Source organism: Candidatus Protofrankia datiscae, from assembly GCF_000177615.2.
Lineage (GTDB): Bacteria > Actinomycetota > Actinomycetes > Frankiales > Frankiaceae > Protofrankia > Protofrankia coriariae.
Genome location: NC_015656.1, coordinates 5136795 through 5160934, shown reverse-complemented (window position 1 = coordinate 5160934; position 24140 = coordinate 5136795). Strand labels below are relative to the sequence as shown.

The 24140-nt window shown below is 69.5% G+C and carries 14 protein-coding genes; 7 read left to right on the top strand and 7 right to left on the bottom strand.

What is annotated here, in order from left to right; translation table 11 throughout:
- Nucleotides 1-42 precede the first annotated feature (42 nt).
- From FSYMDG_RS21720 to FSYMDG_RS21690, 7 genes are all read left to right on the top strand, one after another.
- Nucleotides 43-1389, top strand: a complete 1347-nt coding sequence (locus FSYMDG_RS21720; protein ID WP_043604211.1) for a hypothetical protein — start codon at nt 43-45, stop codon at nt 1387-1389.
- 652 nt (nt 1390-2041) lie between these two features.
- Entirely contained in the window at nt 2042-3088 is a 1047-nt protein-coding gene (locus FSYMDG_RS21715) for a hypothetical protein (protein ID WP_131792761.1), read from the top strand.
- The gene (locus FSYMDG_RS21710; RefSeq protein ID WP_043604208.1) at nt 3085-5916 is read left to right on the top strand and encodes a hypothetical protein; all 2832 of its coding nucleotides are present in this window, start codon (nt 3085-3087) and stop codon (nt 5914-5916) included. The genes FSYMDG_RS21715 and FSYMDG_RS21710 overlap by 4 nt, the downstream gene beginning before the upstream one ends.
- Nucleotides 5873-7309 carry an IS66 family transposase gene (tnpC, locus tag FSYMDG_RS21705; RefSeq protein ID WP_013871651.1) on the top strand — a complete coding sequence of 479 codons (1437 nt, stop codon included), beginning with the start codon at nt 5873-5875 and terminating at the stop codon, nt 7307-7309. The genes FSYMDG_RS21710 and tnpC overlap by 44 nt, the downstream gene beginning before the upstream one ends.
- A 122-nt stretch (nt 7310-7431) precedes the next feature.
- Nucleotides 7432-7902 carry a helix-turn-helix domain-containing protein gene (locus FSYMDG_RS29000; protein WP_043602714.1) on the top strand — a complete coding sequence of 157 codons (471 nt, stop codon included), beginning with the start codon at nt 7432-7434 and terminating at the stop codon, nt 7900-7902.
- Nucleotides 7887-8573 (top strand): IS630 family transposase, encoded by a 687-nt coding sequence (locus tag FSYMDG_RS28995; protein ID WP_237702726.1) that lies wholly within the window; start codon nt 7887-7889, stop codon nt 8571-8573. The genes FSYMDG_RS29000 and FSYMDG_RS28995 overlap by 16 nt, the downstream gene beginning before the upstream one ends.
- Nucleotides 8574-8610: 37 nt before the next feature.
- Entirely contained in the window at nt 8611-9489 is an 879-nt protein-coding gene (locus FSYMDG_RS21690) for a hypothetical protein (RefSeq protein ID WP_043604205.1), read from the top strand.
- A 44-nt stretch (nt 9490-9533) separates the two neighbouring features.
- Here the strand turns inward: FSYMDG_RS21690 and FSYMDG_RS21685 are convergent, their stop codons facing one another.
- From FSYMDG_RS21685 to FSYMDG_RS21655, 7 genes are all read right to left on the bottom strand, one after another.
- Complete coding sequence (locus tag FSYMDG_RS21685) at nt 9534-11324, bottom strand: vWA domain-containing protein (RefSeq protein ID WP_131774131.1); 1791 nt, start codon at nt 11322-11324, stop codon at nt 9534-9536.
- A 93-nt stretch (nt 11325-11417) separates the two neighbouring features.
- Nucleotides 11418-13784, bottom strand: a complete 2367-nt coding sequence (locus FSYMDG_RS23555; RefSeq protein WP_050803627.1) for a hypothetical protein — start codon at nt 13782-13784, stop codon at nt 11418-11420.
- A 53-nt stretch (nt 13785-13837) separates the two neighbouring features.
- The gene (locus FSYMDG_RS21675; RefSeq protein WP_013875511.1) at nt 13838-14911 is read right to left on the bottom strand and encodes a hypothetical protein; all 1074 of its coding nucleotides are present in this window, start codon (nt 14909-14911) and stop codon (nt 13838-13840) included.
- A 33-nt stretch (nt 14912-14944) separates the two neighbouring features.
- Nucleotides 14945-16663, bottom strand: a complete 1719-nt coding sequence (locus FSYMDG_RS25080; protein ID WP_013875510.1) for a PP2C family protein-serine/threonine phosphatase — start codon at nt 16661-16663, stop codon at nt 14945-14947.
- Between the two features lie 477 nt (nt 16664-17140).
- Nucleotides 17141-18424, bottom strand: coding sequence for a hypothetical protein (locus tag FSYMDG_RS21665; protein ID WP_013875509.1), 1284 nt, complete (start codon nt 18422-18424; stop codon nt 17141-17143).
- A 912-nt stretch (nt 18425-19336) separates the two neighbouring features.
- The gene (locus tag FSYMDG_RS21660) at nt 19337-21028 is read right to left on the bottom strand and encodes a purple acid phosphatase family protein (RefSeq protein ID WP_013875508.1); all 1692 of its coding nucleotides are present in this window, start codon (nt 21026-21028) and stop codon (nt 19337-19339) included.
- Nucleotides 21029-21286: 258 nt separating this feature from the next.
- Entirely contained in the window at nt 21287-23791 is a 2505-nt protein-coding gene (locus FSYMDG_RS21655; RefSeq protein ID WP_013875507.1) for an ATP-dependent Clp protease ATP-binding subunit, read from the bottom strand.
- Nucleotides 23792-24140 lie beyond the last annotated feature (349 nt).

The following is a 24140-nucleotide window of genomic DNA, read 5'->3' as shown; positions in this document are numbered from 1 at the left end:
CGAGGAGGCGGGGCCCGTGAGGGACCGGCCCGGGCAGGGCCGGTGGCGGCGGGCTGCTGCCCGGTCTGCGCCCTGGTGTGCGGGGCGGCGCGGGAGTGCGGACGATGCGGCTGGCTCCTGCGCGGTGACCACATCCGGGGAGAGATCGCTGGCGATCTTGAATGGGAGTTCGGCGCACGGCTGGCGACGGCGCGCCGCCGGTTCGACCTGTCTGCCGTGGTCCGGGTCGCCGACGCGCTCGGCAGCGGCGATCCCGGGCTTGCCGACCGGCTGGTGGACCTGGTCCGAGGCGGCCCCCCGGCGCCTGGCGAGATCGACGCCGCCCGGCGCGCGGTACGTACGGCGTCGCCACGGCCGGCGGCCGCACCGACGGCCATGGCGACGGACACCGTGGCCGTCGGCCGGCTGCTGAGCCGGATCGTCGCCGGTGAGGTGCAGCGGGCCGCCGTCGTCGAACTGACACCGGACGCCGTCGCGGTCACCGGCGTCGGTGCGGACGATCTGGGCGTCCCCCACCGGCTCGGGGCGCAGCGCACATGGAACTGGTCGGATCTGCTCCCGGAGCTGCCGTCGCAGCCGGACAGCCAGTGGTTGCGGCTGGCCGGCGGGATCGGGAGCCACGGCGGCGGGCGGGTGGCCCGGATCCCGACCGTGGGGTACGACGGCTGGCCCGCCGCCCTCCAGCCGCTGCGTGACGTGCTGGGCACGGTTGGCGCGTCCAGCGTGGTGGTGCTGGTCCGGCAGGTCGCCGGCTGGCCAATGGTGGACGACGCGCTCCAGGCGCTCACCGGCCACCTCGTCCGCACTGGTCTGGCCGACGGCCACGAGGCTGCCGCCGCCGGGACCGAGGCTCTGGACGAACTGCTGCGGCGGGCGCCGTTGCGGCACGGGTACGCCCTTGCTCTCGCCGAGGTCGACCGTGCCACCCGGCGGGTGCGTCTGGTGGCGCATCCGCTGTTCGAGGCCAACACCGTGGTGCCGGCCACCCCCGGGACGGCGCTGGAATCCGAGATCACGGTCGTGGCGCCACCGGCCCGTGCGGACGACCTGGCGCTGGCGGTCGTCGCCCCGGTGGCGGACGATCCGCGGCAGTGGCATCCGGTGGCCCTGGCGCGGTGCGCGTCGCGGCCGGGCGCGCCCGTCCGCGTCCGGCCGCGCTCGACGGGCCCGGCAGGGTGCGTTTCCTGCATCCGGCTGACCTGCGCGGCGGCGGCAGGACCTGGTTGGGCGTGCTGGACGAGGTCCCCGCCGAGTTCGGAGCCGATCTGGTGGACGTGGTCTTCATCCTCGAGCTTGGTGGTACGCCGGAGGCGGTCGCGGCCCGCTTCCAGGTGGTCACGGATCTGCTCGCGCTGCTCGGGAACGAGCATCCGGATCCGACGGCCGTGATGGTCGGCCTGATCGGATATGACGACCACGACCTGCTCGACTGGCAGCGGTCACAGCATCCGGTGGTGCGGTCGGCGGCGCCGAGGGCGGCGGCGGGTGTGCTGACGGCGCTGTACGGCTGGCGGCCGAGCGAGCCACGTTACGATTTCGCGGCTCCTGTCGAGGATGCGCTGCACGTCCTGAACGAACCGGCGGGGACGCGGTGGTGGCGCGGGGGTGCCGCGCACTGTCTTGTCACGGTCGGTGCCCGGCCACCGCATCCCGTACGGCAGGAAGACGACCTCGTCGTGCCCTGCCAGGCCCGTCACGACTGGAGGACGGAGATGGATCAACTGGTCGTACGGGAGGGTGTGCGGCGGGTAGCCGTCCGAGGCCGGCCTGAGATCGCCTCGGCTCGCGCCGGCGGTTCCGCGCGGCAGCGGGCCGACACGGCCTGGCGTGAGCTGGGCGCGGACGCGCTGTTCGCCATGGACGAGGTGTCCGCGTCCGGGCTGGCCTCGGCGCTCGGGCTGCTCGCAGGCTACGGCGAGCGTGTGCTGCCGGTGCCGCTGGCAGGCCCGGCTCCCGGTGGTGCCCAGACGCCCGGTGGAGCGCAGACTCTCGGTGGCACGCGCGCTTCCGGTGACGGCCGGGCTTCCGGTGGTGGCACGTGGTGAGCCGGCGGACGGATCGGCCGACGCCCGCACAGCGGCCGCGCCATGACATGCGCATCGGCCTGTGGGGCGCGACCAGCAGCGGGAAGACGACGTACCTGGGTGCGTTGAAGCTCGCCGCCGAACAGGCGCGCGGTCGGACCCGTTGGAAGGTCACGAGCAAGGACCCGGTCGCGTTGTCCAGGCTGTCGGAGCTCGCGCACGTGCTCGCCGTCAAACGCACGTTTCCGGAGGGCACCCAGCACGGCACCAACACCCGGCTGAGCTGGTCGTTCCTGGGGCAGAAACAGACGGGCCCGGCCGGCGGTGGCAGCCAGGTGGAGTTCGCCCTCGACTTCCTGGATGTTTCCGGCAAGCTGTTCGAGGATCAGTGGACGGGCGGCGACGAGAACGAGGACGGCGAGGACGAGCTCGACTTCGACGAGGTGCGCGGCGAGTTGGATCACGTCACCGGTAACGAGGCCGCCAAGGAGCAGCTCGTGGAGCACCTGGTCGCCTGCGACGGGATCATTTATCTGTTCGACCCGGTCCGGGAGGAGGAGAACGGTAACAGCTTCCAGTATTTCAACCAGGTGCTCGACGAGGTGGTGAGCAGGACGTTCGACAACGGGCGGCTGGTCGGGAACCGGTTACCCCACCAGCTCGCGGTCTGCGTCACGAAGTTCGACGATCCCCGGGTGCTCGGCCGGGCGACGTCGCGGCGTGAGCTCGAAGCGCTGGCGGAGACGCCCGGCCAGCCGAAGATCAGGGCAGGAGTCGCGTTCCGGTATTTCAACATGTTGTGCCACGAACGGCCCGACAATTCCGCCCAGAACATCCGTGACAGTATCGTGTCGAATTTTCACAGGGACCGTGTCAGTTTCCACGCGACCTCCTCGATCGGTTTCTACATCGGGGCGAACAACCGTTTCGATCCCGCCGACTACGCCAACATCGTCAGCGAGCACGGTCAGTTCCGTATCCGGACGCGACCACAGCCGATGAATGTTCTTGAGCCGTTGGTGAGGCTGGTGGGGCGGATTCGCAGGACGGACACGTCCCGATGAACGCGGTCGATCTCGACTGGGCGCTGATCAGCAAGGTTCCCGGGCAACGGGACGACTACGGCCTGCTGCGATCCAGCGCCACCGGTCGCCTCCGCCCGGGGGCCATGGCAAGGATGGTCAGCCACTTCTCGCCCGGATCACCCAGCTCACCTGGTGGGGAACACCGGGAGCGAGCGGACGCGCTGCCATGGGTCACGTTCACCTTTGCCACGGTCGCCAGCTCCCGGTACGTCGGGGTCGCGATCCGCGAGTGGCCGTGGGAGTCGACGGCGCCGGTGGACGCGACCGGCCGCCCGATCGTCCCGACGCGTTTCTTCTGCCTGCCGCTGGAGGACTTCGAGCGGTATTTCGGCAGCTGTCTGGCCCTGTATCAGGCCGTTGCGAAGCTGGCTGTCCCCGAGCGCAACGATGATCCGCTGTCCGTGTTGGTTCAGTCGCACGACGAAGAGGCATCGAGAGCCCGGGAACGTCTTCTGGGTGACTCGAGAATGTTCACCGCCGCGGCGGCGGTGGCCGCGGCGGTGCTCGACGGGCCGGTCGCGCTCACCCCTGGCTACCAGTCGCCAAGGTATCCGCTTGCGGACCGGATAGCCTTCATCGACGCGGTGGCCGCGCTGCTGCCCGCGGGCGTGCGGGCCACGCTGTCCGCGGGCACCTGGGTGGACAACCGGACCAGCCACAAGATCCGGCTCGCGTTCACTCACCGGCTGCGGGACGGCCTCGGAGAAATCGACCCGGACGATCCACCAGGAGCCGATACCGTCACCGACAGGCATGGTGACGGTATCGGCCGCGGTGGTGACCCCACTCGGGACAGCGGCCACAGCCATATTTATGCCGAGAACCTGAAGAAGCTGTGTCACCACTGGGGATCTGACGCCGTCCTGCGGTGGCTCGCCGCCGACCACAAACCATACAGTTTCAAACAGCCGGGCGAAATCGTCGACGCGCTCGTCACGGCGGAGCGGAACATACTGGTCGACCGCGCCCGGGAGAAAAATCCGGCGTCTTCGCCGGCCACGGGTCCGGAGATATCGCGGGCCGGCCTGGTGGTGCCGTCGGAAGAAGAATCCGCCCCGTTGCGGTATCTCATCGACGGTATACGCGGGCACCTGCGTTCGGTGCGGCCTTCCGGCTATCTGGCGGCCGAGCTGCTGAGCGCTTTTCTGTGGGAGATCGGCGAATCCGGTGATGCCGGGTCGATCGCCGATGACGTGAAACTGGTCGAGCGGCACTGGGTCGCGGAGGCGCTGCCAGCGCTACGTGCGCTGTGCCGGCGGCTGGCCGCGGTGGACGCCGACAGCCGGCTGCTCACGGCCCTGATGGCCATGGCGGGGCGTCTCGACTGTGTCCCGGAGATTCTCGTCGACTTCCTGAACATGCGGGGTGGTGTCGAGGAGGCTGATTCGAGGATACGCCGGGTTGTGATCGACTTCGTGATCGAACAACGAGGCGACACAGCCGGCTGGCAGGAGGTTCGGAACCTGCTGGCGGCCGATCACACGTACACGATCCACACGCTGTACAGGCAGGTGGAGTCCGACGAGTCGACCGAGGGCCAGGGCGGGCGTGATCTGCTGCGTCTGGTGGGCTGGCTGGAGGCCGCCGACCAGCCGGTATCCAGGGACGTTCTGAATGTCTTCCGCGCGTTGGAGGTCGCCTCCTCGTTCCCACAGGCGGTGAGCGCGGCCGACGTCGGCCGTCTCAGCGGGCCTGACGGGGCTGACGACCTGGGAGTGCGGGCGCTGCTGGCACGGGCTGCCCGGACCGGGCGGCTTGACGAGGTGCGGCCGGTGTTCGAGAGCTGGTTCGAGGCCGCGAGCCCGCGCTTCGACCAGCCGCGGCGGGAGGCGTGGACCGATTTCCTCGACCAGCTGAAAATCAGCGGCGGCCTGCGCAGGCGGCTGTTGAAAGCGGCCTCGGGCGAGTCCAGGAGCTGGTGGTTTCTACGTCGTGGTGGTGGCCGCGCCGTGGCCGACGGTCCTCCCGCGGACGTCCCGGTCGACATCGCGGCGAACTGGATGAACTACGATTTTCCCGGTAAGCATGATGATCCCGCTGTGGCGCGGCTGGTAGCCCACTACTCTCCCGGCGCACCGACGGAGGTCTCTTTCTTCGGCGACGGTGTGAAAAACGTGGCCGTGCTCTTCCGCGGTCCTGTCACGCCGGCTGGGCGGGAGAATTCCTTGTGGTGCTGTTATGCCGCATACGAAGAGTTCTCCGGAATCCGTCCGAGGATGGAAAAATTCTACTACGCGGCCGAGGAACGGGTACACACGTCGAATGCTCCGCGGGCCGGGCTGCGCATGCCGTCACCAATGGCGGCGGTCGACGATGTCGTCGCCGCCATCGACGCGTTCGGATTCGGCGCGGTAGCGGCCACCGCGGCACTCGTACTCGACGGGCCGGTGACCATCGCCATGCCGAAGCCGCCCGTGCCGCGGCGGTTGCGGCTGGCCTTTCTGGATGCCGTCCTGGCACTCCTGCCAGCGGGAGCGTATGCGTCACTGACGGCCTGCACATGGATGTCGGGTAACGGGGTCAGGCGTTTTCGCATTGCTTTCAGCGACAATACAAAAATATCAGAACGACATGTGGTGTTCTGGCAGGGGCTGCCAGCGGTCCCGTCGTTGCGCTCTGGTTTTGCCCGGACGTACTATCGTCGTAACTGGTCAGGTCTGGTAGATCGTTTGTTTTTGGTTTCCCGGCTGGCTGGGACTCCTCGATGGCCTGAAGGCCCGGGTCGTTGGTGCTGTGTGGTTGATCGGGCCGTAGGGTCCGGGTGTGTCGGATGGTCCGCCCGCGTCGCCGCCGGTGCCGTCGTATGACGAGCTCGCGGCGCTGGTGGTGAGTCTGCGGGCGCAGCTGGTCGAGACCGCTGCGGCGTTGGAACAGGCGCGGGTGCGGATCGCCGAGCTGGAAGCTCAGGTCGCGAAGAACTCGCGGAACTCGGCGAAGCCACCGAGTTCGGACGGGCTGGCGAAACCGCCACCGAAGTCGCTGCGGAAGAAGACCGGCCGCAGGCCCGGTGGGCAGGGCGGGCATCCGGGATCGACGCTGCGGATGCTCGCTGAGCCTGATGTGCGCCTGCGGCATGAGCCGGGGCCGTGTGCGGGGTGCGGGGCGGGGCTTGCGGGCCGGCCTGTGACCCGGACCGAACGGCGGCAGGTGTTCGACCTGCCCGAACTACGTCCGCATGTGGTCGAACATCAGCTCATCGAGCGGGAGTGCGGCTGCGGGACGCGGACGAAGGCGGCGGCACCGGCCGGGGTGGACGCGCCGGTGCAGTACGGGCCGCGGGTGGCCGCGGCGGTGGTCTACCTGTATTCCGGTCAGTTCCTGTCGCAGGAGCGGACCGCGACCGCGCTGGCCGAGCTGGTTGGGATCCCGATCTCGGCGGGCACGGTCGGTGCGATGACCGCCCGTGCCGCCGCCGGACTCGACGGCTTCCGTGACACCGTCCGGGGTCTGCTGGCCGCCGCCGACGTGATCGGGGCCGATGAGACGGGGCTGCGGGTCGCCGGGAAACTGCACTGGGTGCACTGCGCCCGCACCGACAAGTACACGCTGATCGACTGCCATGCCACCCGCGGCAGCGGCGGGATCGACGCCCTCGGGGTGCTTCCCGCCTTCGGTGGGGTGGTGGTCCACGACGCCTGGGCCCCCTACGACAGCTACACCGGCGCCACCCACCAGCTGTGCGTCGCTCACGTGCTGCGCGAACTACAGGCCGTCGTCGACGCGGCCCCGACGGGAACCTGGTGCTGGGCCGCCCAGGCAGGCGACGCGCTCGTCGCCCTGCACCGCCTCGCCGTCGACGCCGCCACTACCGGCGTCACCATCGACGAGCAGGCACCGGCCACCCAGACCCGGCAGCTGCGCCACGCCGCTCACATCGGGATCAGCCAGACCTCGCCGCGCGGCACGAAACTCATGGCCGCCCGCCATGCCCTGGCCTGCCGGCTCGTCGACCGCGAAGCCGACTACCTTCGGTTCACCCGCGACTGGCGGGTTCCCGCGGACAACAACGGCTCCGAACGCGACATCCGCATGATCAAACTACGGCAGAAGGTATCCGGCTGCCTACGCACGCTCACCGGCGCCCGCCAGTTCTGCGCGATCCGCAGCTACCTGTCCACCGCCACCAAACACGGCATCAGCCTGTTCGACGCTCTCGTCCAACTTGCCGAGGGCCGTCCCTGGATGCCCGCGATCAGCTAACTCAAGATCAAAAACTACCTGACTAGTAAACTGTCGCTGCTTAGTTCTGGTGTGTCTTGTGTCTGGGTGAGAGGGTTGGGTCTGGCAGGTCTCCCCGTCCCTCTGCCGGTCAGGACTGTGTCGTGGGTTCGCAGAAGAAGTGGCCGGTCACCTTGACCGAGGCTGATCGTGACGAGTTGGTTCGGGTGACCTCGACGGGGGTTCATCCGGCGTCGATGATCCGGCGGGCGCGGGTCCTGCTCGCGTTGGACACCTCGGTCGGCCCGGTTGCCTCCCAAGAAGAACTCGTGGTCCGGGTCGGGGTCTCGGGTGAGACGCTGCGGCTGGTCGCGAAGCGGTTCACCGAGACCGGTGGGGATGTGGGGGCCACGATCGGTCGGAAGGCACGGGAGCTTCCCCCGGTGCCTTCCCCGGTGACCGGCGAGGTTGAGGCCAGACTGATCGCGCTGGCATGCTCGCAGCCACCGGCTGGTTATGCACGCTGGTCGCTGCGGCTGTTGGAAAAGCACGTCGCGCTGGTCGCCGACATCCCGGACCTGGACCATTCCACCATCGGCCGGGTCTTAAAAAAACGAGGTTGCGTCCTCATCTGAGGAAGTGCTGGACCATCCCACCGAGGGCGAACGCGCAGTTCGCCGCGCGGATGGAAGACGTTCTGGCGGTCTACGCCCGGCCCCACAACCCGGGCGTGCCCGTGGTGTGCATGGACGAGAAGCCCTACCAGCTGTTGGCCCACGCCCGCGACCCGATCCCCGCCACGCCAGGGCGTGACCGGCGCGAGGACTCCGAGTACGTGCGCCACGGAACCTGCTCGATCTTCTGCTGGGTCGAGCCACTCGCCGGCTGGCGCCGCGTCCAGGCCACCCCACGGCGCACCAGGATCGACTGGGCACACCACGTCAGGCGCCTGCTCACCCTCGACTACCCCGACGCCGAACGGGTCGTGCTGGTCATGGACAACCTCAACACCCACGACATCTCCTCGCTCTACGAGGCCTTCGACCCGGCCGTCGCGTTCGCACTCGCGCAACGACTCGAGATCCACCACACCCCCAAACACGGCTCCTGGCTCAACATCGCCGAAATCGAACTCGCCGCCCTGACCCGCCAATGCCTCGACCGCCGCATCGACACCCTCGACGTCCTGAACACCGAACTCGACGCCTGGCAGACAGCCGTCAACGCCAACCAGCGCCAAGTCAACTGGCACTTCACCACCGATGACGCCCGCACCAAACTCCGCCACCTATACCCCACACATTAGCGGCGACAGTCTACTAGTTACCTATCGTCGTCTCCTGTTGCTGCGGACGCTGTTCCACAAGACCACCCATGATATTGTCCGGATACTTGCCGCGGACAGTGAGCCGCTGAATCTGGAAATACCGGATCACAGCATCTCGGCTGTTCTGATCTCCGAGGGCGCGCTGTTCGGGGCGGGGCGGGAGAGCAGGGAGATCCCGGAGAAATGGCAGAAACGGGTGCTGGATGTCCTTGCCGGGCGTTCCGGCCCCGGTAGGGACGAGGACGATGTCCGGGCGCTCGAGATACTGCTTGCCGACGGCGCCCTGCCCGCCGTGGAGACCGCCCACCGTTACGCGCTGCGTCTGCGCGACCAGGACCGCCTGGACCAGGTGCTCGGCGAGCTGCTGGCCCGCGCGCCGAAGAAGGCCGACGACCGCTCCCGCCAGGCCCAGGCCGGGGCCGTTGCGCTGGCCCGTGAGTTCTGCGCCGACAGGTTGTGGGCGTACGGCGAACCCCGGTGGCCCGCGGTCGACCGCGGGCTGGCCTGCACCGGCCATGCTGCCCTGCAGGTCGTCATCCAGGAAATGCGCGCCGGTTCGGTCGACGGACTGCGGGACTGGCTTGAGCGGATGCACAGCGCCGGAGATTCGGCACCGTTGGTGCTTGTCCCGTTCTGGGCGCTCCTGGCCCAAGATCGACTCCCCAACAAAATACCGAGTCCCGCGGAGTTTCCCGAGGACGGAATGCGGGCGCTCCTGCAACTCGCCCACCGCTTGGACCTGCGCGGTGGCGCGTGGCGGCTACCGGCCCTCATCGAACGTCTCCCGGCCGGCTGGGGCCAGGTCGCCGAACCGTTCCGGCGGTTTTTCGCGCCAGACGTCCCCAACGGGCTGCCCGCCAGCGCCGAGGCGAACGACATCCCGGTGGCCGAATGACCGGAACCACACCAGCTGTTTCCCCGGAGACAAAAAAATGATCATTACGGGCCTGCTCGCCGCGCCTTACCACTGGGTGGGGGCGTCCTGGAGCTGCCGCCCGTGCGGTCGCGGGGGCCTCGACGGCCGCGGAGGAATCTGGGGAACCTGGCGAACGGGCCGGCCTCCCGCTGCCAGCCCTCCGCGTGGGTGCCCTCCGGGTAGGTGAAGGTGACGTTCCCGACGATCCGGGACTGGCCCGGGGAGAAACGGACCCGGGGCAGCCTGCCGCTGACCTGCCGTGGCCGGTAACGCACCAGGATGTCGGTCCGGGGGGTTTCACCGTCCGTCCGCGCGCGCCGGCCACGCACCGATCCGGTACCGGGAGCGTCGATCCGGTGCCGCGTGCTGATCTGCGCCTTCCGTCCCGACAGCTCCACCTGGACGACCTGGCCGTTCGGCCATTCCACCAACAGAATGCCGGCCAGCCTCGGGTACCACCACAGTCGTCCGAGGATGGCCGCGAGGATGACCGCAGCCACCAGCAGGAGGAGCCGGAGCACCCCCCACAGGTTCCAGCCGTCCGGGTTCGAGCCGTGCAGCACGGTGCTCTCGTCGGCGAAACGCAGCCGAAGGGGTAGCTTGAAGTCGTAGTTGGCCACGTCCCGCCACGGCGAGTCGATGGTCGCGCCCAGGCGAAGCTCACCTGTGACAACCTGTGACCTGCGCAGCCAGCCGGCGGAGTGCTGCTGCCAGGTCAGTATGACCGGAATGGTGACGCTCTGCCCCGGCGGCAGGATTATCCGATCTGGGACGCCCACCGCTTGCACGTCCGGGCGCGAAGGCGTGATCGAGACATTGGTGAGCTCCACCGGGAGCCACTTCGCCCGCGACGTCAGCTTCACCTGCGTGACCAGATGGGACGCGCCCGGGTCCACATCGGCCAGCCGCGGTTCCCAGGAGACCGTGACCTGCTCCTGCGTGTCGGGCGTGAGCAGGCCGGCGGCGGTGAGCCTGCGGGAGTCCTCCTTGGCACGGTCCAGATAGGCGCGCAGCTGGTCCGGGGGCAGCGCGAGCACCTTGGTGGCGGGCAGCGCCCACTTGAGCAGGCTGGCACCGGCCATCGCCTGATCATCGTTGCGCAGAGCGATGCCGTGGCCATGGACCCTTGCAAGGTCAAGCCGTTGTCGTGTGTGGTCCTGGAGCGCCTGCCACGGCCGGTCGTTACTTTCCGGGTCCGGGAAATCGCTGCTGCGCGGCGGGTTGTGGGCGCCATCGGTCAGTAGGAAGACCGCGGAGACGGGGGACGCGTCGCGCCGGTCGAGTTCGTTGACCGCCTCCCTGATGGCGGCGCCGATGTCGGTGGCTCCCCCGTTGGGGACGAGGGGCAGCTGGTCGATGGCACTGCCCGCGTCGGCCGCGGAACCGGAGTAGAGCAGGGCCGGAACGGCGTCGAAACGGATCAGGGTGAAACGGTCGGCGGGCGTGAGGCCGGCGACATAACCTCGCAGGAAGTCACGCACCTGGTCGAAGAGCGCGCCATCCCGCATCGACGCCGACGTGTCGACGAGCAGGACATAGTCGGCCGCCACGTCGTTGAGGCGCAGCGCGGTCATGACGGCGTTCAGATCCACCTGTGCGACGCCTGGGTCCGCCGGTGGGATGCCCGGGTCTGGCTGCGGGGCGCCTGGCGCCGGCGCCTGCGCGGCCGGCGCCGCGGCGACCACGGCCGCTGCCGGCGTGCCGCCACCAGCACCGACAGCGAGAGCCAGGGCGAGTATCACGGTGACGGCAAGCGCGGCGGCAGCGGTGCGCCGTCGCGTGGGCGCGGCCAGCGGCGCCGTGGTGTACGGCATGATCACATCGGACCTGCCTCTGCTCCGCTGCGGTAGGTGGTGACAACTCATGTCGGCCTGCCCGGTCCGCCGTTTCCCGATCCGCATGGGTGGTCATCTGCGCTCCCGACCGGTTCGAGAGCCGCGTCCCGAAAACCACCGGGCCGCTCTGCTGGGGCCGTTATCCCTGATCATTTCTGGATGCTCGCGTCTGATCTGGGTGAGCCAGGTCTGTGCCGGGGAAAGCGTGGTGAGATCCGGTCGGTGGTCGAGAAGCGCCTGGACGGCCTCCGCAGCGGTGACCTGCCCGCTGTTGATGGTGGCAGTGACCGCTTCGTCGCCGATAGTCGCGGATTTCCTGGCGATGTTGTAGAGCAGCCTGAGCAGCAGCCCGACCGCCTGCGGTGACTGTGGCCAGCCAGTCTGGTGGATGTGTACCGCCACCCGTCGGATGGTCCACTCGGCCTGTTCCCTGGTTCTCCGGCTGTTGCCGGTGGGACTGTCCCTGTACAGTTCTGCAAATGACTCGCTGAAGCAGTTGACGTAGTCCCTGGCAGATATCGAGGGGCTCTCCGTCCGCAGGTACAGCGGCCTGCGTGGTTGTTCACCGAACACCAGCAGGAGCAGATCCAGGGTGGCCTCGTGCGCGTCGGCCTGTGCCGGATCCGGAGTGGCTCCGCGCAGCGCGTCGACCCACAGCGGATATTCCTTCTGCCTCAGCCGAAGTGCCGTGCGCAGCAGCCAGGACAACACGTACGGCAGCAGTTTTGCGGCCGGTCCGTCGCCGGCCTGACGGGCCAGTCGTAGCAGGGCGAAGAGATAGGCATGCCCCTGATTTTCATGCCTGTCCACCTCGTCGATGGCCTCATGGCTCGGCATGCCGTCAAGGACGTCAAGGAAAGGCCACAGGACACGCCGTAGCTGTTCGGAGGTTGTCAGCCATTCCAGCAGGGCTCGGATCTGCTCGGCCGTCGTCATCCTGAGGGGTTCGGTCATCTGCCGGATCAGCTCAAGCGCCAGCCACGACGGTGCCTGAGCGATCATCGTCAGTGCCCGTTCGTCCGTAGCGGCGGTCGCCGGCCCGGCGAGCAACCGGCGGTCGCGGAACTGCTCCAGCACGAGGGACGCTGCTGTGGCACACCGCTGCCGATCGTGTGCCCGCAGATCGGCCAACGGTTCGGCTCGGCGGGTCTTCTGTCGGAGTCCGGGCCGGTGAGCCGCGGTCCTGGCGGTCTGGAAGTCCAGCAGGTCCACGAGCACCCGCTCGGCGAAGCCGAGATCGCCGGCCAGGCCCAGAAACCGCTCCAGCGTCTCGAGATCCGCGGGGCCCACCCACAGATGCTCCTGGACGATTCTCCCTGTGGAGCCCGCCAGCCACGGGTTCCGTTCCTCCACCGTTGGATCTGCGGCCGTCCATCGTGGCCAGACCTCTCCGACCGTCTCCAGGTCCTCCGCGCCCGCTTCCCGGAGCAGGAGCAGCACGGCTCTGAGCCGGAGGGAAAGATTGAAATCATCGATCCTGCCCTCCCGTAGCAGCTCGCGTACTTCTTCGGCCCGTGCCGTACCGTTGTGGATGGCCTGGGCGATATGGACCCGCGAATCCAGCTTGCCAAGGTGGTGTATGGCGTGTTCCGGATCGTTCGTCCGGTGTGGTTCCACGACTGAGGCGAGATGTTCGACGATCTCGCTGACCGTCCTGCCGCTTTCCTTCATGGCCACAAGCAGGTCGAAGTAGGTGGCGCACCTGCCGTCGAGGGGCGGGTCGGGGGAGGGAGGTCTGCCCGGGGGTGGCCAGTAGACGGCCGTGTGCCCGGGCCGGGGATGGTTCGTGAACGCCAGTCTGATCCGGTGGGTGCTCCCGCCGTCCGCCCAGGTGCTGGCGACCAGTTTCGACCGCTGGCCGTAGGGGAGCAGCGCGGCCACCGCGTCGAGGAAGCGCAGCCGCAGCATCGTCCGCTCGTCGGGGCTGCCGGTCGGGCCGCCGCACACCGACACCCGGTGCGCGAGCAGCAGGGCGGCGGTGGTCGCCACCAGCTCGAAGCCGAACCGCTCGATGTGCTCCGCCAGCTCGTCGGGATCCAGCGGGGTGAGAGCGATCCGTAGCGGTTCGTCGCCGTCGTTATGTCTAGCGATGTTCGCCTTGCTGAGCGTGGAATACAGTGTCGCATAGGACACCGGAGTGCCTGCCAGATCGGGGAAGGGCACGCAGAGGTATCTGGTCGTCGCGATCAGCCTGCGCGCGCCGTCACGCTGGTCGGACCAGGTGCGCTCCGCGATCCCGAGCACGCTGCTCCCACCTCGAGGCGCGTAACTCACCGTCACCCATGGCAGGGCATCGGGCAGCGCCTCCCTGATCGATCCCGATGACGGAGTGCCCGGTGTGAAGCGCCGCAGGATCTCGTCGAAGCCGGCTCGGGAGAAGAAACCGCCGCTCGACCGCAGCACGGCGTAGTCGCTGTCGCTGTCCGGCTCTTTTCCCATCAGCGCCCAACCAGCCGGAACGGTCGGGCCAGGGTCGCGCGGTGCCCGGTTCGTCATGTTCGGAGAAGGGACTGGCGAATCTGTTTCTCCAGCCACAGGAACGGCTCCAGCACGTTGATGGGCGTGACCTGGCCGCGAATACGGAGATCACCGTCCGGAGTCGTCTCGACGTTGGTGAAGTCGCGTCTCTGGAAAACGCCGGTGGCACCGATGTAGAAGCCGACGGCCGAGCTCACGAAATAGTTCACCCGCTGGGTGTGGAAGTACTGCTCGATGCTTCTCATGACGAGCAGGGAGGAGGCGCCGTTCGGGTCGCTGCACAGCTTCCGGAAGAACTCACCGGCGAGGTCGTCCGGGACCGTCGGGGTCATGGCGCGGTCGTCCCCGGTCAGCACGACCCCGTAGTTGTGCGCCTTCCGGAAGACCGCCGGGTCGTCGAACTTCGTGACGCAGACGGCGAGGTGGTGCGGGAGCCGCCCGTCCCGCAGCCGGCCCGTCTCGTAGGACCGGCGGGCCAGCTGCTCCAGCGTCCGCTGGAAGTACTCGTAGGAATCCCGCTCGCGGAAGGGGTCGAAGAGGTAGACGATCCCGTCGCATGCTGCCAGGTGATCGAGAAGACCTTTTGTCTGGTCCTGTGGATCGGCCGTGTCGAACTTGGGCCCGGGCTCGTCGAAGATGTCCAGCTCGTCCTCGTCCTCCGCGAAGAGGGACGCCGCCGGGCCGGCCAGGTCGTTCGGCGTCCGGGTGCTTGCGAACATGTCGCCGCTGACGTCGAGCAGCTGCACCTCGAAGACCGTCTGGCCGGACATGGCGCGGCCGGGCCTGCGCCACCATGTCCTACCGGTCCCGCCGCGGGTGGGCCGGACGAAACGCCACCGCAGTTCGTGGACGTCGTTCGCCGATGTCGCGTTCGGGAAGATCCGGTCCCGGTTCATGTGGCTGGTACTGGTACTGAGGAAGTCCGAGGCCGCGTCGTCGACGCCGGTGATGAGCCAGCCGTCGTCGGTCGACTGGTTGACGACGGCGATCTGCAGCGCGGCCAGGAAAGTGATCTTACCACTCTGCGGGGCGCCCCACAGGCCGATACGGGTGGCACGCGACGTCGATTGTGTCTCTGTTGTTGTCATCGGGGGCGTCCGAAATCGGTCAGCGCGGGTCGGTCAGCGCGTGGAGGCGTCGTCGGCGACCAGGTCGGCGACGACGATGGTGGTGTCGTCGCGGGCGCCGGCGATCATGGCCGCGTCCACCAGGGTGTCCGCGGCTCGCTCCGGGCTCAGACTGCCCAGCTCCATCAACAGGCCGTCCAGCTGCTCGGGCGTCATGACCTTGGTGATCCCGTCGCTGGCGAGGACGACCCGGTCGCCGGCCCGCACGGGCTCCTCCAGCAGGTCCAGCTCGACCTCCTCGTTGAGGCCGATCGCGTTGAGCAGTGGCCCGTTCTTGATGGCGTGCGGTGTGGTGAGCCGGCGCGGCCGGCCGCGGCCGGGCTGCAGCCACACGGAGCTGTCCCCCACGTGCGCGACGAAAAGGGTCCGGCCGGTGTCCTGTTGGCGGCCCAGCACGACGACGTCGAGGGCGCAGGCCATGCCGTGCCAGGAGGGCTCCTCCCGGGGTTTCTCCCGGACCGTCCGGTTGGCCCGCTCAAGCGCCCCCCGCAGTCCGTCGCGCGGGTCGGCGGCATACTGTGGGCGAAAGCTCGCCACCGTGGTCACCGCCAGGGTGGACGCGATCTGCCCGGCCGCTTCGCCGCCGACTCCGTCGGCGACCGCGAGCAGGCCGTCGACGACGACAAAGGCGTCCTCGTTGGGGCCGCCGCGCTTACCGCGCCTGGTCCGGCCGGCCGCGGCCAGCCGCAGTGGTGCCGACGTGGAGACGTCCGGTTCGTTCGCGACCAGTTGCTCGCCCCCGGGAGCGGACGGGGGGCCTGGCGGGGGGATCGGCGCGGTCGGGGGAAGCGTCCAACCGCCCCCCGTTGGCGTGCCGCGGTTGTCCCGCGGGGTGTCGGGCCCGCCATCACGGGGGCTGGCCGCGCCTGGACGGTCGTCGGAGTATCTCCCGGCCTGTGTACCGGCCGAGCTTCCGGCACCGGCGCCAGGTGAGGAGCCGAGCGTGTCGTGCCCCGCGGTGCCGGCGGACGGGTCCCCGTCCTGCGTGGGTCCGCCGGCGGCGAACTGATCAGCCGCCGGCCTGGCCCGGCCGCTCTCCGGAGCCGGGATGACCGGTGGTGGCGGGCCGACCAACGGTGGCATCCACCCGGTGGCGTCCGGGCCGCGGGACTGCTGCCGGCGGTCGCTCTCGACCCGGACGGTGGTGTCGGCGGTGGCGTTGACCAGCGGGGTCACCCGGGTGGTGGCGGCCGGGTCGACGGAGCTGTCGGGCCGGGTTCCGGAGACCGGCGTGCGGTACGGCGGTGGCGTGGGGTACGCGGTGGTCGCGGCCTCGGCGGGCGAAGCTCTGACGGATGCCGAGGGAACCGGCGCGGCGGGTGGCGCCGGGGGAGCCGGTGCCGTGGGAACCGGCTCGGTGGGAGCGGCGGCGTCGCCCGGGAGCGTGGAGCCGTCGACCTGGGCGGGGGCGGCTGGTGGGCTGGTGCTGGCGCGGGGCGGCGGGCCGGCCGGGCCGTCCGGATCGGCTCCACCGGCCTGTTCCCGCGCCGCGGCCGGCCGCCGCAGCGTCGCGAGAATGCCCTGGCGTTGGCGCCGGCGCCGGCGTTGTGGCGGCCGCCGCACGGGCACCGACGCGTCGGGGGAGGAGCGCCGTGACCGTGACCCTGAGCCGGGACCGGGACGGTCCTGGTTGCGGCTGGAGAGCACGACGAAGAGGATGGCGCCGATCAGGAGCACCACGATCAGCGTGATGGGTACCACCGGACTGTCCATGGCCTCCGTCCCCCACGTGCGGGTGTTCCGATCACGCTAGCGGACGTCGACGTCGGCGTCCGCTGTACCCACTCAATGACATCCATGCAGATCAGCCGATGGATGTGTCGTGATATCGACAGCCGTGCCCGCCGTGGCCCGGTCCGTCCTGACCCATGGTGTCGAAAACGCGCCGCAACGGCCACGTCCACCTCGCCTGCGAAGCCTCGTCGCTGACGCCCCCCGGCCTCGATACCTCGCGAATACCTCGCGGTCACGGGCCTTTTGCCTGTGAGGCCCACTCGGCCACGCGGCCCGCGGCACCCACGGTCGCGCTGCCACGAGGTGGTGGGCATCCCGTTCCCGATGGCCGGCGGCGGGCCTGCCACCAGCGGCACATGTGACCGGTGCCGGGACCTGGCCGACAACGGGGCTCATGACCGTCGGCCTGGTCCGGGGCCATGAGCCGAGACCATGAGCCGAGACCATGGCCGACGGTCAGGGCCCCGCCGCGGCCGTGTTCCCGGCGCGCAGGGCGGCACGGGCACGGTCGGTAAGTGCCGTCGCGCCCGGATACCCGGCCATCTCGATCGCGTCGCACAGCGTCAGCGCGTCCACCCTGGCGTTCTCGGAGGCCGTCCGGGCGGCGAGTTCGATCACCTGATAGCCCAGGCACACGGCCTGTTCGACGTTCCCCGCGTCGACTTCGGCGACACCGAGCCACGCGCTGTGGTGCACCAGTTCCCGCGGGTAGGCGGCGGCGTCGAGCTGGTCGACCGAACGACTGAGGTACTCGACGGCCGCCGCGACGTCACCGGCGCACAGCAGCGCCTTGCCGGCGTAGTACTCGATCACCGAACGGGAGCACCAGTAGACGTACTCCGGGTCCGCGGCCGGGTCGGCCCGCTCGATCTGGACCAGTGCCTCGGCGATCTCGGCGTGTACCGACCGGACGTCGCCGAGCTGGGCATACGCGACGGCCAGACAGCCGGCGACGATGGCCCGCTCGGTGGCGGTGAGGGTGTCCGCGGCGCCCGCGCGGGCCGTGCGCAGCAGGGTGACCGCGTCGGCGGGGTCGCCGAAACGTACCGCCTGCTCCGCCATGCAACGCAGGATGTTGGCGCCGAGGGCCGGCCGCCCGGCCTCATGCGCGGCGCGTAACGCGACCAGCCAGTACCGCTGGGCCGCCTGGTGCCGGCCGCTGTCGAACGCCGCCCAGCCGGCGAGCCGCGCGAGCTCCGCGGCGACGGCGTACAGCCGGCCGTGCTGCCGCTGGTTGTAGGCGCCGGTCCGCAGCAGGCGGACGATCACTCGTAGTTCCGACACGGCGAGCCCGTGGACGTTCTCCCCGCCGAGCAGGTCGTCCATCCGCCGCAGCGAGTCGATGCGCTGCTCGAACTCGGTGACGAGGGTGTCGCGGACCTGCCGGCCGCCCAGCACCGCGACGGGGAGTTGGGCCGGGTCGGCGACGAGCCACTGGTGGGCGGCGGCGGTGAGCACCGCGCCGCCGAGGCCGGGGAGGTCGGAAAGGCCGGGAAGTACCCAGGGCTCCACCTGGCTGGTGGCTTCCTCCAACGCGGCGGCCAGCCCGTCCGCGGCCCACAGGCGTTGCGGGGCCCACCGCCGCGCGGGGCCGGCGGTCGCGGCGGACCTGCCGGACACGAAGCCGGTGGTGGCGGTGGCGCTGGTGGCGGCGGTGGCGGACGCCGCGCGTCGAGGCTGCCGGGACGCCCGTTCCCGGCCCGCGCATGACCACGTGGGTACACCGCTGGGTTCTCTCAACGCCCGGCCTCCTCAAGCGTCGATGCGGGGAAGCGTCTTCCTTCATCCGCCCGGACGGCCCGGCGGGTGGCAATGACTCGCCCGCCGGGAGCCGGCACATCAGTATTTCGTCCGGACAGAATCACCGGATGCTTGCCGCGCGTGCAGCGTACGACAGGCCCCGTGGCGGAACAAGTACTGCGGATTGTGCCGGCCGCCGGCTATCCTCTGGCCGCGCAATAAAGTCAACGGTCGATCGGGTGTTGATGCTGTTGAGGTTTGTGGTTGTTGTTTTTCGATGGCCGCCGGTGCGGCGTGGACCGCTGGCCGCCGGTTGTCCGATCGTTCGGGACGGTCCTGCCGAACTGTCCCGAACGATCGCGCGCACAGCCTTCCGAGGACTGTCCGAGAGCGTCGTGACCTGCGGATCTCGGGTGGGGCCGCCATCATCTGACGACGGGGTGGACGGGCGGGCGGACCGGCGGTCGCATCCCGGCGATGACGGTCGTCCATGACCATGGATTCGGCCAGATGGCCGATCCGTTGGTGTTACGGAGTGATTTCCGGCGGTAGGGGTAAAGCGCGCACGTCCAGGGCGGCGTACGATCAGGACCGCCTCGGCGCCCAGCCGGCAGCGGTCATGAACGCACCGCGGGCACAGACCAGGAGAAATCCAGCCGGTAATTCCGGGCGTGCCGGACGAAAGTGTCCGCCGGGCGATCGTTTCGTGAACGATTCACCGCGCGGACGCCGTGCGGCGCGGAGGCCGACAGGGTCCACCATCAGCGTCCGTCATCGGGGTCCATCATCAAGCTCCGTCATCGTCCGTCAGACGGGCATCGTGTCCCTCGGACACGACACCCCCCTCGGACGCGACACCGGCCCGTGGCCGGCGCGCCTGCCGCGCGTATGTCCGCGCTGGTCTCTGTCGGCCTACGGTTGCGGTGTACACACCGGCGTGGACGGGTCACCCAAGGGGGTGGGAGGGTTCCCGCCCGCGTGCCCGCGGCCGGTGTCAGTGGCTCTGTCGGTGGTTCCGCCGGCGGCCCCGCCAGCGGCTTGGCCAGTGCCGGCCGAGCAGGGCCTGACCAGCGTGAACGTGTCGAAGGGCAGGGGGGTGGAGGTCGTGTGGTCGTACACGGTCACCCGGAGGCGGGTCAGACCCGCCTCCACACCCGGATCGACCTCGAAGCCCGCGAAAGCGTACGGGTGGTCCGGTGCTCGCAGGGCCAGCCACGGCGCCGGCTCAAGGGCGTGGACCGAGCGGAACCGGGTGGGATCGGACTCCCGCGGTTCCACGCCGACGATCACCCGGCCGGCGGGCGGGTCGAGCAGCTTGCCGGCCGACGGCGACGACGAGCCTCCCGTGCCCAGGACCATGTGGACCGTCCCGTGCGAGGTGTCCACGACCTCGGTGCCGACGCCGCTGACAGCCCCGCCGCCTCGTTCCTCGCCACCGCTGCTGCCGCTGCCGCCCGCTCGCTGCCGTAGCCCGTCCGCCGCGCCATCCCGGTCGAGGTGGCTGTCGGGGCCACCCGTGGCCGAGACGGGCTGCGGGGTGAGCATCGCTGATCCTTCGACCACCCCGCGCAGCGGATGCGTTCGCTCGTAGTGGTGCTCGTGCCCGCACAGGACGAGATCGACGCCGAACGCGTCGAACAGCGGCAGCCACTGCTCCCGGATACCGAGATCGGCGCCGTTGTGCTGCGCCGCGCTGGACACCGCGGTCTGGTGCATGCAGACGATGATCCAGTCGATGTCCGGGTCGGCGCGTGCCTGGCGTAGCGTGCGTTCGAGCCAGGCCCGTTGCCGCCCGCCGCTGTAACCACGGATGTACACCGTGCCGGCGTCCTGATAGCAGATGTCGTCGTTCTGCAGGACGACGAAGCGTACGTTCGCGACGGTGAAGGCGTACCACAGGCCCAGCAGGTCCGTCAGCGGCGCCGTCAGCGGGTCGTTCGTGCCCGTTCCGTCAGGCTCCACGGTGTTGCCGGGCAGCAGGAAGCGGCTCTGGTAGGCGGCCAGGCCCAGCGGGCCGTTCCCACGTTCGATCTCGTGGTTGCCGGCGGCGGGCATCCACGGGTGGTGCCGCGCGGAGGGGCCGATCATGTTGAACCAGTCGGACCACGCCCGCGGTGGGTTGCGCCGCTGGTTCGCGTACGACAGGTCACCGACGATCAGGGTGAACAACGAGCCGACCCGGTCGACGCCGGTCACGGCGTTCCTGGACGCCGGCGTGCCGAACGGGTCGTAGGACTCCGAGGTGCCGTGATCGCCGAAACAGGTGAAGGTGAACGGCACCCGGCCCCGTGGCGCGGTCCGCAGGGTGCCGCCGCCGGTGCGGCTGATCCGGTCGTGGATCACCTCGTAGAGGTAACGGGAGTCCGGTTCCAGCCCGGTGAGCAGGGCATGGTGGTTGATCACATCCTCGCCGGTGACGGCGTCGGTGTAGACACGGGTGACGGCGTGCACCTCGCGGTCGAGCCTGCCGGGCGTGCTGCCGAACCGCACCCGGGGGCGGCGCACCATCCGCGGCGTCGTCCATGACACGGCCATCGACACGGTCGGGTCCGGCCCGAACGTCAGATGGAGGTGTTCGACGGGCGTACCCGCACGCAGGGCCAACGGATCTCCTCACTGCCGGCCGTGACCACCTGGCCGGACCGTCGTGGACCGCTTGGTGCCACTTTGGGACCATTTTGGACTATTTACATGGACTCCAGAATGCGTTGGATGATTCGGGACGGTCCCGGACCGCGGAGGAGCGGCTTCGCGGGCGCTCCGCCACGGTGGTGGAGGGCAACCCTTCGCCATGGCGAAGGGGCGGCCCCGCCGCAGCGGAACCGCCCCTTCGTGGCGGACCTGTCGCCCTACCGCTCGCCTCTACTCGCTGGACTTGGCCAGGTCGATCGGAGGGGCGTCGGGGACCTGGGTGGGCTTCGGTTCGCCGCGGAAGACGAACTTCGCCGCCTCGCCCTCGCCCTCGACGTCACCGACCACGATCTCACCGGGCTTGAGCGTCCCGTACAGGATCTTCTCGGACAGGACGTCCTCGATCTCCCGCTGGATCGTCCGGCGCAGCGGCCGGGCGCCGAGCACCGGGTCGTAGCCCTTCTTGGCCAGCAGCGCCTTCGCCGCCGGGGTGAGCTCGAGCGCCATGTCCTTGTTCTTCAACTGGATGTCCACCCGGGCCAGCATGAGGTCGACGATCTGGATGATCTCGGCCTCGGACAGCTGGTGGAAGACGATGATGTCGTCGATCCGGTTGAGGAACTCGGGCCGGAAGTGCTGCTTGAGCTCGTCCTGGACCTTCGCCTTCATCCGCTCGTAGTCGATGGCGCCCTGACCGGTCGCGAACCCGATGCCCGGGCCCTTGGAGATGTCCCGGGTGCCCAGGTTCGAGGTCATGATCAGAACGGTGTTCTTGAAGTCGACCAGCCGGCCCTGGGAGTCGGTCAGCCGGCCGTCCTCCAGGATCTGCAGGAGGGTGTTGAACACGTCCGGGTGCGCCTTCTCGACCTCGTCGAACAGGACGACCGAGAACGGCTTGCGCCGGACCCGTTCGGTGAGCTGGCCGCCCTCCTCGTAGCCGACGTAGCCGGGCGGGGAGCCCACCAGCCGGGAGACGGTGTGCTTCTCCATGTACTCGGACATGTCGAGCTGGATCAGCGCGTCCTCGTCGCCGAAGAGGAACTCCGCCAGCGTCTTGGACAGCTCGGTCTTACCGACACCGGACGGGCCGGCGAAGATGAACGAACCGCCGGGACGCTTGGGGTCCTTCAGACCCGCCCGGGTACGCCGGATCGCCTGGGAGACAGCCTTGATCGCCTGCTGCTGGCCGATGACGCGGCGGTGCAGCTCGTCCTCCATGCGCAGCAGCCGGGCGGTCTCCTCCTCGGTGAGCTTGAACACCGGGATACCCGTCCAGATCGCCAGGACCTCGGCGATCTCCTCGTCGCCGACCTCGGCGACGACGTCCATGTCGCCGGCCTTCCATTCCTTCTCCCGCTTGGCCTTCTCCGCCAGCAGGGTCTTCTCCCGGTCACGCAGGGAGGCGGCCTTCTCGAAGTCCTGCGCGTCGATCGCGGACTCCTTGTCCCGGCGGACGTTGGCGATGCGCTCGTCGAACTCGCGCAGGTCCGGCGGAGCGGTCATCCGGCGGATGCGCATCCGCGAGCCGGCCTCGTCGATGAGGTCGATCGCCTTGTCCGGCAGGAACCGGTCGGAGATGTAGCGGTCGGCCAGGGAGGCGGCCGCGACCAGGGCACCGTCGGTGATCGACACACGGTGGTGCGCCTCGTAGCGGTCCCGCAGGCCCTTGAGGATCTCGATGGTGTGCGCCACCGACGGCTCCGCGACCTGGATCGGCTGGAACCGCCGCTCGAGCGCGGCGTCCTTCTCCAGGTGCTTGCGGTACTCGTCCAGGGTGGTGGCACCGATCGTCTGCAGCTCGCCGCGGGCCAGCATCGGCTTGAGGATGGACGCGGCGTCGATCGCGCCCTCGGCGGCGCCCGCGCCGACGAGCGTGTGCAGCTCGTCGATGAACAGGATGATGTCGCCGCGGGTGCGGATCTCCTTGAGGACCTTCTTCAGCCGCTCCTCGAAGTCACCGCGGTAGCGGGACCCGGCGACCAGCGCGCCGAGGTCAAGCGTGTACAGCTGCTTGTCCTTGAGGGTCTCGGGCACCTCGCCCTTGACGATCGCCTGGGCCAGCCCCTCGACCACGGCGGTCTTGCCGACGCCGGGCTCCCCGATCAGGACCGGGTTGTTCTTGGTCCGGCGCGACAGCACCTGCATGACGCGCTCGATCTCCTTCTCGCGCCCGATCACCGGGTCGAGCTTGGACTCGCGCGCGGCCGCGGTGAGGTTGCGGCCGAACTGGTCGAGCACGAGCGAGGTGGACGGAGTGCCCTCCGACGGCGCACCCGCCGTCGCCGGGTCGCCCTTGCCCTGGTAGCCGGACAGCAGCTGGATGACCTGCTGGCGGACCCGGTTGAGGTCGGCGCCGAGCTTGACCAGGACCTGGGCGGCGACGCCCTCGCCCTCCCGGATCAGCCCGAGCAGGATGTGCTCGGTCCCGATGTAGTTGTGGCCGAGCTGCAGGGCCTCCCGCAGGGACAGCTCCAGCACCTTCTTGGCGCGCGGAGTGAACGGGATGTGCCCGCTCGGGGCCTGTTGCCCCTGCCCGATGATCTCCTCGACCTGTGACCGAACACCCTCGAGGGAGATGCCCAGGGACTCCAGCGCCTTGGCGGCGACACCCTCGCCCTCGTGGATCAGCCCGAGCAGGATGTGTTCGGTCCCGATGTAGTTGTGGTTGAGCATCCTGGCTTCTTCCTGTGCCAGGACGACGACCCGACGTGCCCGGTCGGTGAATCTCTCGAACATGTGCGCTCCTTCGAGCGGTGCGACCGACCACACGGCAGCCGGTATCCGCATGCTAGCTCCGCCGAGGCATGACCCCACGCATCGAACGGAAACCTACCCGCCGGCCCCGCCCTCTTCGTCGTGGACGGCGGACCGACCTGGGTGACCGGTCCACCAGCGAAGACGCCTGAAACAACGGTGGCGGACCGGAGGGGATTCCGTCCCGCTGTTCCGCCGAGAGCAGAACGAAATCTCGTGGTCACCGGGGGAGGCGTCCACCCGGCAGGGGTGAGCGGGCAGTCCCCCGGCCAACGTTGGCCAACTCCAGCCAACCCAGCCAGCCCGGCCAACGTCAACGGGCGGTGGCGGG

Excerpts from the sequence above, each read along its gene's own strand:
- FSYMDG_RS21675 (WP_013875511.1), bottom strand. The coding sequence starts at position 14,911 with ATGACAACAACAGAGACACAATCGACGTCGCGTGCCACCCGTATCGGC.
- FSYMDG_RS21685 (WP_131774131.1), bottom strand. The coding sequence starts at position 11,324 with ATGCCGTACACCACGGCGCCGCTGGCCGCGCCCACGCGACGGCGCACC.
- FSYMDG_RS21710 (WP_043604208.1), top strand. The coding sequence starts at position 3,085 with ATGAACGCGGTCGATCTCGACTGGGCGCTGATCAGCAAGGTTCCCGGG.
- FSYMDG_RS23555 (WP_050803627.1), bottom strand. The coding sequence starts at position 13,784 with ATGGGAAAAGAGCCGGACAGCGACAGCGACTACGCCGTGCTGCGGTCG.
- FSYMDG_RS25080 (WP_013875510.1), bottom strand. The coding sequence starts at position 16,663 with ATGGACAGTCCGGTGGTACCCATCACGCTGATCGTGGTGCTCCTGATC.
- FSYMDG_RS21655 (WP_013875507.1), bottom strand. The coding sequence starts at position 23,791 with ATGTTCGAGAGATTCACCGACCGGGCACGTCGGGTCGTCGTCCTGGCA.